Source organism: Nonomuraea sp. NBC_00507 (genome assembly GCF_036013525.1).
In the GTDB taxonomy this organism is placed as follows: Bacteria; Actinomycetota; Actinomycetes; order Streptosporangiales; family Streptosporangiaceae; genus Nonomuraea.
In genome coordinates this window covers 10935040-10950776 of record NZ_CP107853.1, presented here as the reverse complement: position 1 = coordinate 10950776, position 15737 = coordinate 10935040, and the positions used below count along the sequence as shown (strand labels likewise).

Here is a 15737-nt window from a genome sequence, read left to right as displayed (position 1 = left end):
TCCGACTCTGGAGGGATGCACATGCGGCTCAAGCCGGGTACGGCCTGGCGGGACGCGTACGACCGCTGCTGTGCGGTGGCGCCCGAGGCCTTCCACGACGACCGCGTGCTCAACCACTGGGGCGGCGTCTGGCACCGTGACGGGCGCCCCGTGCCCGGTTTCTCGCCGCTGGACGGCACCGCCATCGCCGGGCCGCCCAGGCTGGACCGGGCCGGCGCGGGACGGGCGGTGGCCGGGGCGGTCGAGGAACACCGGCGCTGGCGGCACCTGCCGCTCGACGAGCGCAAGGCCATGGTCTCGGCCGCGGTCGACTCCATGGCGGCCCACCGCGACCTGCTGGCCCTGCTGCTGGTCTGGGAGATCGGCAAGCCGTGGAAGACGGCCTGCGCCGACGTCGACCGCTGCCTGGACGGGGTCCGGTGGTATCTCACCGAGGTCGACCGCATGGTCGCAGGCCGCATGCCGCTGCCCGGGCCGGTCAGCAACATCGCCAGCTGGAACTATCCGATGAGCGTGCTCATGCACGCCATGCTCGTGCAGGCGCTGGCCGGCAACGCGGTCATCGCCAAGACCCCAACGGACGGCGGCCTGAGCTGCCTCACCCTCGCCTGCGCGCTCGCCGTACGGGAAGGGCTGCCGTTCACGCTGGTCAGCGGGGGCGGCTCGGAGTTGTCACCCGTGCTGGTGGCGGGCCGCTCGCTCGGGTGCGTGTCTTTCGTCGGCGGCAGGAGCGCCGGGGCGAAGGTCGCCGGCTCCGTGGCCGACCTCGGGCGACGGCACGTGCTGGAGCAGGAGGGGCTCAACTGCTGGGGCGTGTGGGGCTACGGCGACTGGGAGCTGCTCACCCGGCAGATCCGGGCGTCGTTCGACTACGGTAAGCAACGTTGCACGGCCTACCCGCGGTTCGTGGTGCAGCGGTCGTTGTTCCACGAGTTCCTGCAGTCCTATCTGACGGCGGTCGGATCGCTGCGCTTCGGGCACCCGCTCGCCGTCCAAGATCCCGACGATCCGCTGCCGCAGCTGGACTTCGGCCCGCTGATCAACGCCTCGAAGGCCAAAGAACTGGCCGACCAGGTGGACGAGGCGATCGCCCGGGGCGGCGTCCCGGTCCACCGGGCGTCCCTCGACACCGGACATTTCCTTCCGGGGCAGGATATTTCCGCCTACTTCGCCCCGACGGCGCTCCTCAACCCGCCGCCCTCCTCGCCTCTCCACCACGCCGAGCCCTTCGGCCCGGTCGACACGATCGTGCTGGTGGACACCGAAGCGGAGCTGCTGGCCGCCATGAACGCCAGCAACGGCGCCCTCGTCGCCACCCTGTCCTGCGACGAGGAGGAGACCTTCCAGCGGCTGTCGTCCGAGGTGCGGTCCTTCAAGGTCGGCCACAACCGGCCGCGCTCACGAGGCGACCGCGACGAGCTCTTCGGCGGCCTCGGGGCGTCCTGGCGCGGCGCGTTCGTCGGCGGTGACCTCCTGGTCAGGGCCGTGACCACGGGCCCGGACGCCGAGCGCCTCCCGGGCAACTTCCCCCACTACACGCTGCTGCCCTAGATGAGGCCGAAGCGGGTCGCCGCGAGCAGGATCAGAAAGGTCATCATGGCGACCCGCACCAGCCTCCCGCCGATCCGCAGCGACGGCCAGGACAGATAGGCCAGCCACGTCACGAACGCCAGCACGACCAGCGCCGCCACCCCGCCCAGCGGATTGGCCACGGCGAACCCGACCAGCAGCAACACCACCAGCAACACGGGCGGCACCCACCGGGGCACCTGCGTGAACAGGTAGGTCATCGGCACCGCGCTCCGCTGCTCCACGGCCTTGCGCAGCCCGGTCGCGCCCGGCGTGAAGAACCGCTCACCCTGAGGGAGCGGGCGCTTGTTGTTCGCAGCCACGCCCCGAGCCTACGGGACCCGCAGGCACGCCCGCGCGGAATGCGCCGGCGAACACCCCGCCTAAGGGCCCGTAGTGGGCCTGCTTCGCCTCTAGGCTGGTCGCGTGCTCGCTGTGATCAGATACACCGTTCCAGAGTCCCAGTCCCAAGACTTCGTCAAGCAGGCCCACGCGATCCTCGAAACGTTCGCCACCCAGCCGGGCTACCAGCGTGGCCGGCTGGCCCGGTCGGTGGACGAGCCCAATCTGTGGGCGCTGGTCACCGAGTGGGAGGGAGCAGGGTTCTACCGCAGGGCGCTGTCCGCCGCCCGGATGGCGATGTATCCGTTGATGATTCTCATGGTCAACGAGCCCAGCGCGTACGAGGACGTCTACATTCAGGACGTAGAGGGCGCGTGACGAATTCTCGCGCGCGAGAACGTGCGACCGTCCCCTAAGCTGGGAGCTCACCAATTTCACTCGCCGACCTCCAGCCGGAAAGAGAACCAACCACAATGGCACGACGCACCGACGTCATGGACACCATCGTCAGCCTCGCCAAACGCCGCGGGCTCGTTTACCCGTCGAGCGAGATCTACGGCGGACTGCGCGCGTCGTGGGACTACGGTCCACTGGGTGTCGAGCTGAAGAACAACGTCAAGCGGCAGTGGTGGCTGTCGATGGTCCAGGCCCGCGAGGACATCGTCGGCCTCGACTCCTGCGTCATCCTGGCGCCCGAGGTGTGGCGGGCCAGCGGTCACGTCGACACCTTCACCGACCCGCTGACCGAGTGCCTGTCCTGCCACAAGCGGTTCCGGGCCGATCACCTCATCGAGGCGTACGAGGAGAAGAACGGCAAGACGCCCGAGGGTGGCCTGGCCGACATCACCTGCCCCAACTGCGGCAACAAGGGCACCTTCACCGAGCCGCGGCAGTTCAGCGGTCTGCTCAAGACGTTCCTCGGCCCGGTCGAGGACGAGTCGGGCCTGGCCTTCCTGCGCCCCGAGACCGCGCAGGGCATCTTCATCAACTACCTCAACGTGCAGCAGTCCGCGCGCAAGAAGATCCCGTTCGGCATCGGCCAGATCGGCAAGTCGTTCCGCAACGAGATCACGCCGGGCAACTTCATCTTCCGCACCCGCGAGTTCGAGCAGATGGAGATGGAGTTCTTCGTCAAGCCGGGCACGGACGAAGAGTGGCACCAATACTGGATCGACGAGCGCTTCCGCTGGTATTCCGACCTCGGCATCAACAAGGACAACCTCCGGCTCTACGAGCACCCCAAGGAAAAGTTGTCCCACTACTCCAAGCGCACCGTCGACGTCGAATACCGGTTCAACTTCACCGGTTCTGAGTGGGGTGAGCTCGAAGGCATCGCCAACCGCACCGACTTCGACCTGACCTCCCACTCCAAGGCGTCGGGCGTCGACCTCAGCTTCTTCGAGCAGGACACCGGCGAGCGCTACGTCCCCTATGTCATCGAGCCGGCGGCCGGCGTCGACCGGGCCACGCTGACGTTCCTGCTGGACGCCTATAGCGAGGACGAGGCGCCCAACGCCAAGGGCCAGATGGAAAAGCGCACGGTCATGCGGCTCGACCACCGGCTCGCCCCGGTCAAGGCCGCGGTGCTGCCGCTGTCGCGCAACACCGACCTGTCGCCGAAGGCCCGCGACCTGGCCGCGCAGCTGCGCCGCCGGTGGAACGTCGAGTTCGACGACGCGGGCGCCATCGGCCGCCGCTACCGGCGGCAGGATGAGATCGGCACGCCGTTCTGCATCACGGTCGACTTCGACACGCTGGAAGACCAGGCGGTGACGATTCGCGAGCGGGACAGCATGGCCCAGGAGCGCATCTCCATCGACGGCGTCGAGTCCTACCTGCGCCAGCACCTCAACGACTGATTTCTTGGAGTCGTGTTCGGCCGCCCGCCGTACTTTCGGCGGGCGGCCGTTTCTCGTGCAAGGGCCGTCCGCCGTACTTTCGGCGGGCGGCCGTTTCTCGTGCAAGGGCCGTCCGCCGTACTTTCGGCGGGCGGCCGTTTCTCGTGCAAGGGCCGTCCGCCGTACTTTCGGCGCGCGGCCGCTTTTCGGGCAAAGGCCAGACCATCCTTTACGGCAGGCCACGTGGGCTCCTCCCGCCGCACTTCGGCTGAGGGCCCTCCAGGGGACGCTCCTCCGCCTCACCGGCGCGCCACCGTTACGCGCGCATGCTTGGCCGGCTCCGTGGTTCGACGGCGCCCATTCGCAGGACTCTACGGAGCCGGACTCCGGCTGGATCAGGATTGACCGGATGTGGCCGTGATGATTGACAAGCGTCCGGCGTACACGGAGATTGCGGGCAATCCCTAGCGGCATTCGGGGGCCGACTTCTCGGAGGCGCGATGAAGCGCATACTCGTCATGTTCACCGGCATGCTCCTGTTACTCGGTTCGGTCACCGCACCCCCAGCCTCAGCGGTGCCGAAACCGGCAGGACCCGACGGTGTGTTCGTCTACACCGGCGAACTCACCGCCGACCAGATGGCCAGGCTCGTCGCGGCAGGCGTGGACCGCGAGGAAATGAGGATCGTCAAGCGGGCCGACGGCAAGGTCACCATCGAGGTGATCCTCGCCTCCGCGCTGGCCGACTCGCTCGCCAAGCAAGGCATCACCCTCACCGCCCAGAACGCGAACCGGGCGCGGCTCGCGCAGAAGGGCGACGGGGTCTTCAAGCGGTACGCGGGTGCGGGCGGCCTCCGCGAGGAGATCATCGCCGCGGCCAACGCCAAGCCCGGCATCGCGAAGGTCGTCAACATCGGCAACAGCCTCAACGGCACGCCGATCACGGCGATCAAGCTGACCAAGGACGCGCGCAAGCTGCGTGACGGCAGCCGCCCGGCCATGCTGTATCTGGCGGCCCAGCACGCCCGTGAGTGGATCACGCCCGAGATGGTGCGGCGGCTGCTGCACCACTTCCTCAACGGCTACGGGAGCAACGCCGAGCTGACCCAGCTGGTGAACACCACGGAGCTGTGGTTCCTGCCGGTGGCCAACCCCGACGGCTACGACTACAGCTTCACCCCCGACAACCGGCTGTGGCGCAAGAACCTGCGTGACAACGACGGCGACGGCCAGATCACCAGCAACGACGGCGTCGACCCCAACCGCAACTTCGCCTACAAGTGGCGCTACGACGACGAGGGCTCCTCGAGTCTCCTCTCCAGCCAGACCTACCGCGGGCCGGCGGCGCAGTCCGAGCCGGAGACCGTGGCGCTGGACAACCTCACCAAGCGGGTGCGGTTCACGTACATGCTGAACTACCACTCCGCGGCCATGCTGCTGCTGTACGGCATCGGCTGGCAGCAGGCCACGCCATCGCCCGACGACCTGATCTTCGAGGCCCTGCTGGGCGACGACGCGAACCCGGCGGTGCCGACGTACGACCCGGACATCGGCGCCGAGCTCTACACCACCAACGGCGAGACCGACGGGCACATGACCAACCTGCGCGGCATCATGTCGATCACGCCGGAGATGTCCACGTGCGAGGCGGCGGCCGAGCGCAACCCCAATGACGAGTGGACGCTCGCGGACTGCGCCGGCGGGCTCGGGTTCACCTTCCCCGACGACGAGGAGCTGATCCAGGAGGAGTTCACCATGAACATCCCCCTGGCGCTGGCCGCGGCCAAGACCGTGCACACGCCGGACAAGCCCGTCTCCGTGGTCGGGCGCACGGTGCCCGACTTCGCGCCGGACTCCTTCTCCGTCTCGTACGGCGACCCGCAACCGGTGGCGGTCACCGCCCGCCGGTCGCTGCTCGGCAAGGTGCTGCGCTTCCGCATCAACGGCGGCCCGACGCAGACCAGGGCGCTGAGCGAATGGAAGGGCGGCGAGCGGTACGGCGGCGAGAACGACCTGTACTTCGCCGAGTACCGCGGCACCGTGAGCGGGGCGAAACCGGGTGACAAGGTCGAAGTCTGGTTCCAGGGCTTCAAGCCGGGCGCCGGCGTCGTCTCCAGCTCGCACTTCACCTACACGCTGGCCAAGGACTCCGCGGCCAAGGTGCTGGTGATCGCCAACGAGGACTACACGGGCTTCAACCCGGACTACCCGCCCTCGGTGACCGCGCCCAAGTACGCCGCGACGTACCAGCAGGCACTCAAGTCCGCCGGGTACGCGTCCGAGACGTGGGACGTGGACTCCCAGGGCGTGCCGCACCACCTGGGCGTGTTGTCGCACTTCAAGGGCCTGGTGTGGGAGCTGGGCGACAACCGGCTGTCCATGGACCAACAAGACGTGGTCACCGTCACCCCGCTCGGCAACCTTCCCGACGCCGACGTCAAGCCGTCGCAGCAGTATCTGACGATCGCCATCCGCGACTACCTCAACGAGGGAGGCAGACTCCTCTACACCGGCGAGACAGCCGCGTACTACGGCATTCTCGACACCATCGTCGGCGGCATCTACTACGGCATCGACGGCAACCCGGACGGCGACTGCGTGGTCACCACCATCCAGGGCCTGTTCGACGAGTGCCTGCTGCTGGCCGACGACTTCACGCAGTACTACCTCGGCGTTGGCGGCCGTATCCCGCGCGAGAACCCCGCCGGCTTCACCGGCACGGGCCCGCTGGCCGGGACGAGCGGCACGTTCGGCGGGCCGGCCACCGCCGGCAACCCGGCGGACGAGGCCGGGGTGCTGCTGCCCATGGGCACGGACTTCCCGCGCTTCACGGGCGCGCCGGCGGCCGACTACCAGCTCGGCACCCCAGGGCCGTTCGACCCGATCGAGGGGGAGTGGTACATCAGGGGCTCGCACGCCGACGACTCGTACATGCGGCTGACCAGGACGATCAACCTGGGATCCGTGCCGGCGGCGCAGCAGCCGCGGCTGGCGTTCCAGCTGTCCTTCGACACCGAGCCCGGGTACGACAACGTCATCGTCGAGGCCCACACGGTCGGCCAGGACAACTGGACGACGCTGCCGGACCTCAACGGCGGCACGGACACCACGGTGCCGACGGAGTGCGAGGCCGGGTTCCTCCTGGAGGAGCACCCCTGGCTGCTGCACTACCTGACGCCGGGCAACCCCTGCACGGCGACCGGGACCAGCGGCTCCTGGAACCGGTTCACCGAGAACTCGGGCGGCTGGCAGCAGGTCGCCTTCGACCTGTCCGCTTACGCGGGGCAGCAGGTCGAGGTGTCGATCAGCTACGTGACCGACCCGTCCACCGGGGGGGTGGGCGCGTTCGTGGACGACACCAGGGTCACCACCACCGGCGGCACGCTGGACTCCGAGGGCTTCGAGAGTGGGCTCGGCCCGTGGGCGATCCCCGGACCTCCGGCGGGCAGCCCGACCGGGTCCGGCGACTTCGTCCGGGCACAGGCCGACAAGACGGCGGCCGTGACCACCAAGGACACGGTGCTGCTGGGATTCGGGCTGGAGCAACTGGGCAACGATGGCGCGCGGAACGCGACCTTGAAGAAGGTGATGAAGTATCTGATCGGCTGATCCGGGCATGATGGACGGCCACCTCCTGGGCGGAGGTGGCCGTCCTATGGTGACCGGCACCTCTTGCGGAGGGCCGGGTGATCAGGACAGGTGGCGGCCGAACCAGTCCAGGACCCGCTCGTACGCCTGGGAAGCCGCCTGCGCGTTGTACCGCTGTCCCGTGTCGTTGAAGAACGCGTGCCCCACGCCGGGGAACGTCACGATCTCGTGCGTCAGCCCGGCCTTCTGCAGGGCGGCCTCGGCAGCGTCCCTGGTGGCGTTCACCCGGTCGTCCTGCTCGGCGTACACCCCGAGGACGGCGGCCTTGGTGCCGGCCATGTCCGCGTTGTCCGGCAGCGGTCCGTAGAACGGCACGGCGGCGGCCAGGCGGGGCTCGGCGGACGACAGCAGCAACCACGTCATCCCGCCGCCGAAGCAGAAGCCCATCATGCCGAGCTTCGCCCCTTCGGCCCGCCGGCCCAGCTCGCCCACCGCGGCCTTCATGTCGGCCACGAACCGCTCAGGCTGGATCTCCCCGAGCTTGGCGGTGGCCTGCGCGGTGTCGGCGAACGAAGCGGTGCCGCCCTCCCGCGACAGCAGGTCGAGAGCCAGGGCCGAGTAGCCGCTCGCGGCCAGGCGGCCGGCGACCGAGCGGATGTGGTCGGTGAGGCCGCGGTTCTCGTGGATCACCAGGACGGCGCCCTTGGCGTCGCCCTCGGCGGCCGCCCACGCGGCCTGCAACGTCGTGCCCTCGGGCCCGGCGAACGTGATCGCCTCCGTCGGCAGCGGCGAGGGCCCCGCCGGGCTCGCCGTCGTAGGGGCGGGAGCGGGCGTGGTCGCCGCCGCTGTGGTGGGCGCGGCGGCCTCCTCGGGAGCGCCGCAGGCCGCCAGGAGGGCGGTGGCGGCGGGCAGTCCCAGGCCCATGAGTGCGAGCCGCCGCAGCGCCTCGCGGCGGGGGATGAGGCCGTCCGCGTGGTCGTGGGCCACCTCTTCGGCGAGGTAGCGCTGGATGGGCGTCATGCCGGAGGTCTATCCTGCTCAACCGAAAAATCGTGTAAAGGCGAGGGTTACGCCGGTTTTCGCGGTCGTCTGATGACATGCCTTCTAAGCCCGATATGAGGCCAATACGAGGGACAAGGAAACCATGCGTACATCACGTTTCGCTGTTGTGCTGCTGGCCGTAGGCGCAGCGCTGATGACGGGGAGCGCCGCGTTCGCCGAACCCGAGCCGAGCGCGCTGGAGCTACGCGTCGTCATGGACGACTGCCCCCTGACGGAAACCCAGCCATGACTGAACACGCGCTCCTGGAAAGGGCGCTGTTCGAGGTCAAGCGGGTGATCGTCGGGCAAGATCATATGGTCGAGCGGCTGCTCGTGGCGGTGCTCGCCAAGGGGCACTGCCTGCTCGAAGGCGTGCCCGGCATCGCCAAGACGCTCGCCGCCGAGACCATGGCCTCCGTGGTCGGCGGCACGTTCGCGCGCATTCAGTTCACGCCCGACCTGGTGCCCTCCGACATCGTCGGCACCAGGATCTACCGGCCCTCGACCGAGAGCTTCGACATCGAGCTCGGCCCGGTCATGGCCAACCTGCTGCTCGCCGACGAGATCAACAGGGCGCCCGCGAAGGTGCAGTCGGCCCTGCTGGAGATCATGGCCGAGCGGCAGGTCAGCATCGGCGGCGTCACCCATGACGTGCCGACGCCGTTCCTGGTGCTGGCCACGCAGAACCCGATCGAGTCCGAAGGCGTCTACCACCTGCCCGAGGCGCAGCGCGACCGCTTCCTCATGAAGATCGACGTGGACTATCCCAGCGAATCGGAGGAGCTGGCGATCGTCTACCGCATGAGCGTGGACCCGCCCACGCCGCAGCCGATCCTCGACCCCGCCCGCGTCATCGCGCTGCAGCGGCGGGCCGAGGAGGTCTTCGTGCACCACGCGGTCGCCGAGTACGCCGTCCGCCTCGTCTACGCCACCCGCGACCCCGACCGGTACGGGGTGCAGGACGTGCGGCGGCTGCTGGCGTTCGGCGCGAGCCCCAGGGCCACACTCGGCCTGCTGGCCGCCGGCCGGGCGCTGGCGCTGCTGCGGGGACGCGACTACGTGCTGCCGGAGGACGTACGGGACCTGGCGCACGACGTCATGGCCCACCGGCTGGTGCTCTCCTTCGACGCGCTGGCCGACGGCGTGCTGCCCCGGCAGATCGTCGACCGGGTGCTGGCGGCCGTGCCGCTGCCGGTCATCGCCCCGCAGCAGCACGACGGGCAGCCCCAGATGCCCCACCAGCAGGAAGCCGTGGCATGAAGCCGTATCTGATGGCAGAGCCCGCGCTGCGCAGGCTCGAGCTGACGATCACCAGGAGGCTGGATGGACTGCTCCAGGGCGAACACCTGGGGCTGCTGCCAGGTCCCGGGAGCGAGCCGGCGGAGACCAGGCCGTACCAACCGGACGACGACGTGCGGCGGATGGACTGGAACGTCACCGCCCGCACGAACGTGCCCCACGTGCGCGACCTGGTCGCCGACCGGGAGCTGGAGATCTGGGCCCTGCTCGACGCCACCGCCAGCATGGACTTCGGCACCGCGGCGATGGAGAAGCGGGAACTGGCCCTGTCCGCGCTGGCCGCGGTCGGCTTCCTCACCCAGCGGACCGGCAACCGCATCGGCACCCACATGCTGCATGGCGGCGGCGTCAGGACGTTGCCCGCCAGGACGGGCCGGCCGCACCTGATGGCCGTGCTGCAGGCCGCGTTCGGGCTGCCCCGCACGCCGCCTGGGGTGGCCGAGCCGCTGCTCGGCGTGGCGGCCGAGCAGCTGGGCCGGGTGGTGCGCCGGCGCGGCCTGATGGTCGTCGTGTCCGACTTCCTGGACCCTCCCGAGACGTGGGAGCTGCCGCTGCGCAAGCTCACCGCCCGGCACCAGGTGCTGGCCGTGGAGGTGCTCGACCCGCGCGAGCTGACCCTGCCCAACGTCGGGATCCTGACGCTGATCGACCCGGAGAGCGGGCGGCGGCGCGAGGTCTCGACCGCCAGCGCGCGGCTGCGGCGCAGGTACGCCGAGGCGGCGGCCGGGCAACGCGACGCCATCGCGCAGGCGATGCGCCGGGCCGGGGCCACCCACCTGCGGCTGCGTACCGACCGGGACTGGGTGCGCGACCTGGTCAAGCACGTCATGAGACAGCGCCGCCTGGCCACGCTGGCCGCCAGCCCGGCACTCCCCGCGCGCCCGCCGACCCCGAGCCCGGGTGAGCCCAATGCGGGTGGCCCCAGTGCGGGTGGCCCCAGTGCGGGCGGTCCGAGTGTGGGCGGTCCCGCCACGGGTCGCCCGCCCGGCGGAGGTGATGCGGCATGACCTTGCTCGCACCCATCTGGTTGCTGCTGCTCATCCCCGTGGCCCTGCTCGCCGTCACCTACGTGATCGTGCAGCTGCGGCGCAGCGCGTACGCCGTCCGCTTCACCAACCTCGACCTGCTCGACAAGGTCGCGCCGACAGGGCCGGGATGGCGGCGGCACCTGCCGGCGGCGGCGCTGCTGCTGATGTTCGCCCTGCTCGTGGTGGGTTTCGCCCGGCCGCAGGCCGAGGTCACGGTGCCCAGGGAGCGCGCGACGATCATGGTGGCGTTCGACGTGTCCGCGTCGATGGGCGCCACCGACGTCTCCCCGAACCGCTTCGAGGCGGCCAAGCAGGCGGCCAGGCAGTTCGTGCGGGGCCTGCCGGAGCGGTTCAACCTGGGCCTGGTGTCGTTCTCGTCGAACGCCTCGATCGCCGTGCCGCCGACCACGGACCGGCAGGCGGTGCTGATGGCGATCGACCGGCTCAGCATGGACTCCGGCACCGCGATCGGCGAGGCGGTCTACTCCTCGCTGGAGGCCATCGCCTCCCTCGACTCGCAGGAGGAGGCGCCGCCCGCGCACATCGTGCTGCTGTCGGACGGCTCCAACACCACCGGCCGCACGGTCACCGACGCCGCGGCGGAGGCGGCCAACCGGGGCGTCCCGGTCACCACCATCGCCTACGGCACGCCCGGCGGCACCATCAACCTGTCTGGACGCGAGGTCCCGGTGCCGGTGGACGGCCCGGCGCTGCGCGGTATGGCGGAGGCGGCGGGCGGCGGCTTCTACGAGGCGGCGAGCGGCGACGAGCTGCAGGCGGTCTACGACGACATCGGCACCTCGGTCGGCTTCCGGACCGAGCGTCAGGAGGTATGGCAGTGGTTCGTGGCGGCGGGCTTGATCTTCGCGTTGATCGCGGCGGTGACGTCGATGCTGTGGTTCTCGAGGCTCCCGTGAGGGGGCTGGGCAACCCGCGCGGGCCGGAGTTCGTCACTCTGCCGGTGGAGGACCGCCCCGGCGTCACGATTCCGCAGGGGCCCAGAACGGCCCCGACGACACCCAAGGCCCCGCCCAGGGGACGCCTGCTGGTGGCCGCCGCGCTCGTCGCGGCGGTCACCGGGGCGGCGGCGGGCGCGGCGGGGGCCCGGCTCTTCGAAGGGTCCGAGCCGGCCCCCGCCGCTGCCGCCCTCCCCAGGGTGGCGCCCGCCCCCTCGGCAAGCCTCGGCGGACTCAGCGCGACGGCGGCCCGGGTGCTGCCCAGCGTGGTGTCGGTGGAGGTCGGCCGGGGCGGCGGATCGGGGTTCGTGGTGGACGATCGCGGTCACATCCTCACCAACGCGCACGTGGTGCAGGGCTCCGACCAGGTGACCGTGATACTCAACGACGGCCGCCGGCTGTCGGCCCAGGTGATCGGCGAGGACGACGACGAGGACCTGGCCGTGCTGGAGGTGTCGTACCCGGGCGACCTGACACCCGCCACGCTCGGCAGGTCGGGGGACCTGGCGGTCGGTGACCAGGTGCTCGCGATCGGCTCGCCCCTGGGCCTGTCGGGCACGGTCACCGCCGGCATCGTCAGCGCGCTGGACCGCGAGGTGCGGCTGGGCGGCGCCCCGCGGACGGCCGTGCAGACGGACGCGTCGATCAACCCGGGCAACTCGGGCGGACCGCTGGTGAACGCCCGGGGTGAGGTCGTCGGCGTGAACACCGCGATCGCGGCCGGGCGGGGCGGCGGCAACATCGGCATCGGCTTTGCCATCCCCATCGACCGGGCCGCTCCCATCGCGGAACGCATTATCCGAAACTAGTAGTCCCCAGATTAGGGTGCAGGGCATGCGACTGCTTGTGGTGGAGGACGAGGAGGACCTGGTCGAGGCGTTGCGCGTCGGCCTCATCCGCGCGGGATACGCGGTGGACGTCTCCTACGACGCACCGTCCGCGCACGAGAAACTGCAGGTCAACACGTACGACCTGGTCCTGCTCGACCTGAATCTGCCCGGCGGCGACGGCTTCCAGCTGTGCCGCACCGTACGTGCCGCGGGCAAGGGCGTGCGGATCATCATGGTCACCGCCCGCGACCGGCTGGACGACCGCGTCCGCGGGCTCGACGAGGGGGCCGACGACTACCTGGTCAAGCCGTTCGCGTTCCCCGAGCTGCTGGCCAGGGTCCGGGCGCTGCTCCGCAGGGACTCCGGCGGCGGGACCTCGGTGATCCAGGTGGGCAGGCTGCGGATCGACACGGCGCGGCTCGAGGTCACGCTGGAAGGCAGGTCGCTGGCGCTCACCCCCAAGGAGTACGGCGTCCTGCACTACCTCATGACCCGGCCGGGCCACGTCGTGTCCACCGAGGAGCTGCTCGAACACGTCTGGGACGAGCATGCCGACCCGTTCACCAACACCGTCCGCGTCACGGTCGGCAACCTGCGCCGCAAGCTGCAGGAGGAGGGCCTCATCGAGACGGTGATCAGCCGAGGCTACCGGCTCAAGGAGCCGACATGATCCACACCATCCGCTTCCGGCTCACCGTGCTCTACTCGGGCCTGCTGTTCGTGCTGGCCGCGCTCGTGCTCGGCGGGATCTACTACGCGGTCTCCAAGACGACCGACCAGCGCCCGTACACCACGGAGTACGCCAAGGTGTACAACGACGGGCGGTATGTCGACAAGCGCCCGGTGGTCTTCGTCGAGGAGGTGGAGAACGCCATCAACGTCCGGACGATGACCACGCTGCGCGACTACTCGCTCTACACCCTGGCCGGCCTCTACGTCGCCAGCCTGGGCATCGGCTGGGTGCTGTCCGGCCGCGTGCTGCGCCCGGTCCGGTCGATCACCCGTACCACGGAGGACATCCAGGCCACGGACCTGAAGCGGCGCATCAACCTGAACGGGCCGAGCGACGAGCTGAAGGACCTGGCCGACACCATCGACAAGATGCTCGACCGCCTGGAGGAGGCGTTCCGGACGCAGCGCCAGCTCATCGACGACGCCTCGCACGAGCTGCGCAGTCCGCTGACCATCATCCGGGCGAACGTGGACGCCGTGCTCGCCGACCCCGACGCCAGCGAAGCGGAGCGGGCCAGGGCGGTGACCATCGTGGACCGCGCGACCACCCGCATGACCAGGCTGGTGGAGGATCTGCTGGCCAGCGCCAGGCGGCAGGGCGGCGCGTTCGCCGACTCCGACCTCGAGTTGTCCCGGGTGGCGGGGGAAGCGTGCGAGGAGTACACGGCCCCGGCCGCCGCGCGCGACCTGACGATCACCCGCGACCTGGGGCGCGGCCTGGAGATGATCGGCGACTCCGACGCACTGCGCCGCGCGGTCGCGAACCTGCTCTCGAACGCCGTGCGGCTCTCACCCCCCGGCGGCACGATCAGGGTCGCGTCAGGCCGCTCGGACGGCTGGTTGTGGGTCGCGGTCCGGGACAACGGCCCGGGACTGCGTGAGGCCGACCAGGAGCGCGTGTTCGACCGGTTCTGGCGCGGCGAGCCCAGCCGCCGTGACCGCCACACGGGCCTCGGCCTGGCGATCGTGCGGCAGATCGTGGAGTCGCACGGCGGCCGGGTCGCGGTGTTCTCCCGGCTCGGGGAGGGGGCGACGTTCGTGTTGTGGCTCCCGCCGCGCGACGGCGTGCCCGGCTTGCCGCCCGATCACAACCCCCTACGCTGACCGCCTCCGGCAGACGGCGCGGGCGACGAGGAAGGCCACCACCGGCAGCACGAACACGGCCACCCGCAGCCCCAGGATGATCATCTCGTAGGTGGCGGGCTGAACCGTCAGCAACGCCGGCGGAGCAGGCGGCGGCTGCGGGAACCCGGGCGCGGAGCGCATCACAGGCGGGATCTCCGAGACCCACATCCCCGCCCACAACACGGTGAAGAACGTGATGACCGCGACGCCCAGGGCCGTCCGCACCGGCGCCTGCGACGGCCGGTCCAGCAGCTGGTGATGATCCCCGTCGCCGGTGAAACGCCGCTCCAGGAACGGATAGAGCAGCAGCACGCCGAAGAACGCCGTCAGAATCAGCGGCGCCACCCACAGCCCTGGCTGGAGCACGTACCCGCCGACGACGATCTCCCATCCCGGGACGAGCCGCTGCGCGCCGTCCAGCACCCCGAAATACCAGAACGGCTGCGCCGAAACCGGATAGCCGCCGGGGTTGTATTCTCCGTGCTCCCACACTGGGTTGACCCTCGCGAACGTGGCCAGCGCCGCGATCGCCCCGATCGTGAACAGCGCCGTCGCCCCGTTCTTGATCGCGAAGTAAGGGAAGAACGGCCCGCCGGTAACGGTGCGCTCACCCGCGGCGGTGGCCCGGCGCTCGGTGTGCTTCTGCCGCCAGGTGAGGACCAACGCGTGCAGCGGCACCAGCGCCAGCAGGATCCCCGGCACCAACAGCACGTGCGTGACGAAGATCCGCGGTATGACGTTGCCCGGGAACCCGCCGTCGAACACGAACGCCGACAGATACGTCCCCACCAGCGGAATCGACAACAACACTCCCTGCGCCTGCCGCAGCCCCGTCATCGCGAGCTGGTCGCCGGGCAGCGACACGCCCAGGAACGACTCGAAGAGCACCAGCCCGAACAGCACCACCCCGAGCATCCACGTCAGCTCCCGCGGCTTCCTGAACGCGCCGGTGAAGAAGACCCGGCACAGGTGGGCCACGATCGCCAGCACGAACACTGTCGCCGACCAGTGATGCAGCTGCCGCATCAGCAGCCCGCCCCGCACCTCCAAGCTGATCTCCACGGCGGAGGCGAAAGCCACGCCCGGGTTGGGCTTGTAGAACAACGTCAGGAACGTGCCGGTGAGCACCAGCATCACGAACGAGTACAGCGCCAGCTCGCCCAGCAAGAACGACCAGTGGCTGGGGAAGAGTTTGCGCAGCTGTGGCCGGAACCAGCGCGCGAAGGGCAGCCGATCGTCCAGATAGATCGCCGCGTCGCGGGCCGTCTTTGCCGAACCGGCGACGATACGAGCGCGCCTCTTGGACTTGGTAGGAGTGGCCATGGGGCCTCCTGGCGGGGGTGTGATCCAATTCTGCACCGGCCCTCGCCCTTTCACAAGAATTGGTGTA

The 15737-nt window shown here is 70.0% G+C and carries 14 protein-coding genes; 11 read left to right on the top strand and 3 right to left on the bottom strand.

Going from position 1 to position 15737, the window contains the following annotated elements; all coding sequences use genetic code 11:
* Positions 1-15: 15 nt before the first annotated feature.
* Positions 16-1551 carry an aldehyde dehydrogenase family protein gene (locus tag OHA25_RS52220; protein ID WP_327584301.1) on the top strand — a complete coding sequence of 512 codons (1536 nt, stop codon included), beginning with the start codon at positions 16-18 and terminating at the stop codon, positions 1549-1551.
* Here OHA25_RS52220 and OHA25_RS52215 read toward each other — a convergent pair.
* Positions 1548-1892 (bottom strand): DUF6703 family protein, encoded by a 345-nt coding sequence (locus tag OHA25_RS52215; RefSeq protein WP_327584300.1) that lies wholly within the window; start codon positions 1890-1892, stop codon positions 1548-1550. The two genes, OHA25_RS52220 and OHA25_RS52215, sit on opposite strands and share 4 nt — an antisense overlap.
* Before the next feature lie 103 nt (positions 1893-1995).
* On the opposite strand from OHA25_RS52215, the gene OHA25_RS52210 reads away from it, so the two are divergent.
* From OHA25_RS52210 to OHA25_RS52200, 3 genes are all read left to right on the top strand, one after another.
* The gene (locus tag OHA25_RS52210; RefSeq protein ID WP_305920846.1) at positions 1996-2289 is read left to right on the top strand and encodes an antibiotic biosynthesis monooxygenase family protein; all 294 of its coding nucleotides are present in this window, start codon (positions 1996-1998) and stop codon (positions 2287-2289) included.
* Positions 2290-2384: 95 nt separating this feature from the next.
* Positions 2385-3770, top strand: a complete 1386-nt coding sequence (locus OHA25_RS52205) for a glycine--tRNA ligase (RefSeq protein ID WP_305920845.1) — start codon at positions 2385-2387, stop codon at positions 3768-3770.
* Between the two features lie 479 nt (positions 3771-4249).
* Positions 4250-7357 carry a M14 family metallopeptidase gene (locus tag OHA25_RS52200; RefSeq protein ID WP_327584299.1) on the top strand — a complete coding sequence of 1036 codons (3108 nt, stop codon included), beginning with the start codon at positions 4250-4252 and terminating at the stop codon, positions 7355-7357.
* A gap of 81 nt (positions 7358-7438) precedes the next feature.
* Here OHA25_RS52200 and OHA25_RS52195 read toward each other — a convergent pair whose 3' ends face one another.
* Complete coding sequence (locus tag OHA25_RS52195) at positions 7439-8356, bottom strand: dienelactone hydrolase family protein (protein WP_327584298.1); 918 nt, start codon at positions 8354-8356, stop codon at positions 7439-7441.
* Positions 8357-8480: 124 nt separating this feature from the next.
* Here OHA25_RS52195 and OHA25_RS52190 point away from each other — a divergent pair, with 124 nt between their 5' ends.
* From OHA25_RS52190 to OHA25_RS52160, 7 genes are read left to right on the top strand one after another with little or no spacing between them, the layout of a single operon-like run.
* Complete coding sequence (locus OHA25_RS52190) at positions 8481-8627, top strand: hypothetical protein (RefSeq protein WP_305920842.1); 147 nt, start codon at positions 8481-8483, stop codon at positions 8625-8627.
* Positions 8624-9637, top strand: a complete 1014-nt coding sequence (locus tag OHA25_RS52185; RefSeq protein WP_327584297.1) for an AAA family ATPase — start codon at positions 8624-8626, stop codon at positions 9635-9637. The genes OHA25_RS52190 and OHA25_RS52185 overlap by 4 nt, the downstream gene beginning before the upstream one ends.
* The gene (locus OHA25_RS52180) at positions 9634-10683 is read left to right on the top strand and encodes a DUF58 domain-containing protein (RefSeq protein ID WP_327584296.1); all 1050 of its coding nucleotides are present in this window, start codon (positions 9634-9636) and stop codon (positions 10681-10683) included. The genes OHA25_RS52185 and OHA25_RS52180 overlap by 4 nt, the downstream gene beginning before the upstream one ends.
* A complete protein-coding gene (locus OHA25_RS52175) occupies positions 10680-11621 on the top strand; it encodes a VWA domain-containing protein (RefSeq protein WP_327584295.1) in 942 nt (313 codons plus the stop codon). Before OHA25_RS52180 ends, OHA25_RS52175 begins: the two co-directional genes overlap by 4 nt.
* Complete coding sequence (locus tag OHA25_RS52170; protein WP_327584294.1) at positions 11618-12469, top strand: S1C family serine protease; 852 nt, start codon at positions 11618-11620, stop codon at positions 12467-12469. The genes OHA25_RS52175 and OHA25_RS52170 overlap by 4 nt, the downstream gene beginning before the upstream one ends.
* A gap of 25 nt (positions 12470-12494) precedes the next feature.
* Positions 12495-13160 carry a response regulator transcription factor gene (locus OHA25_RS52165; RefSeq protein ID WP_327584293.1) on the top strand — a complete coding sequence of 222 codons (666 nt, stop codon included), beginning with the start codon at positions 12495-12497 and terminating at the stop codon, positions 13158-13160.
* Positions 13157-14326: a HAMP domain-containing sensor histidine kinase gene (locus OHA25_RS52160; protein ID WP_327584292.1), complete on the top strand. Its 1170-nt coding sequence runs from the start codon at positions 13157-13159 to the stop codon at positions 14324-14326. The genes OHA25_RS52165 and OHA25_RS52160 overlap by 4 nt, the downstream gene beginning before the upstream one ends.
* On the opposite strand, the gene OHA25_RS52155 is transcribed toward OHA25_RS52160, so the two are convergent.
* On the bottom strand, positions 14318-15670 hold the full coding sequence (locus OHA25_RS52155) for a cytochrome b (protein ID WP_327584291.1): 1353 nt from the start codon (positions 15668-15670) through the stop codon (positions 14318-14320). The genes OHA25_RS52160 and OHA25_RS52155 overlap by 9 nt on opposite strands.
* Between the last annotated feature and the right edge of the window lie 67 nt (positions 15671-15737).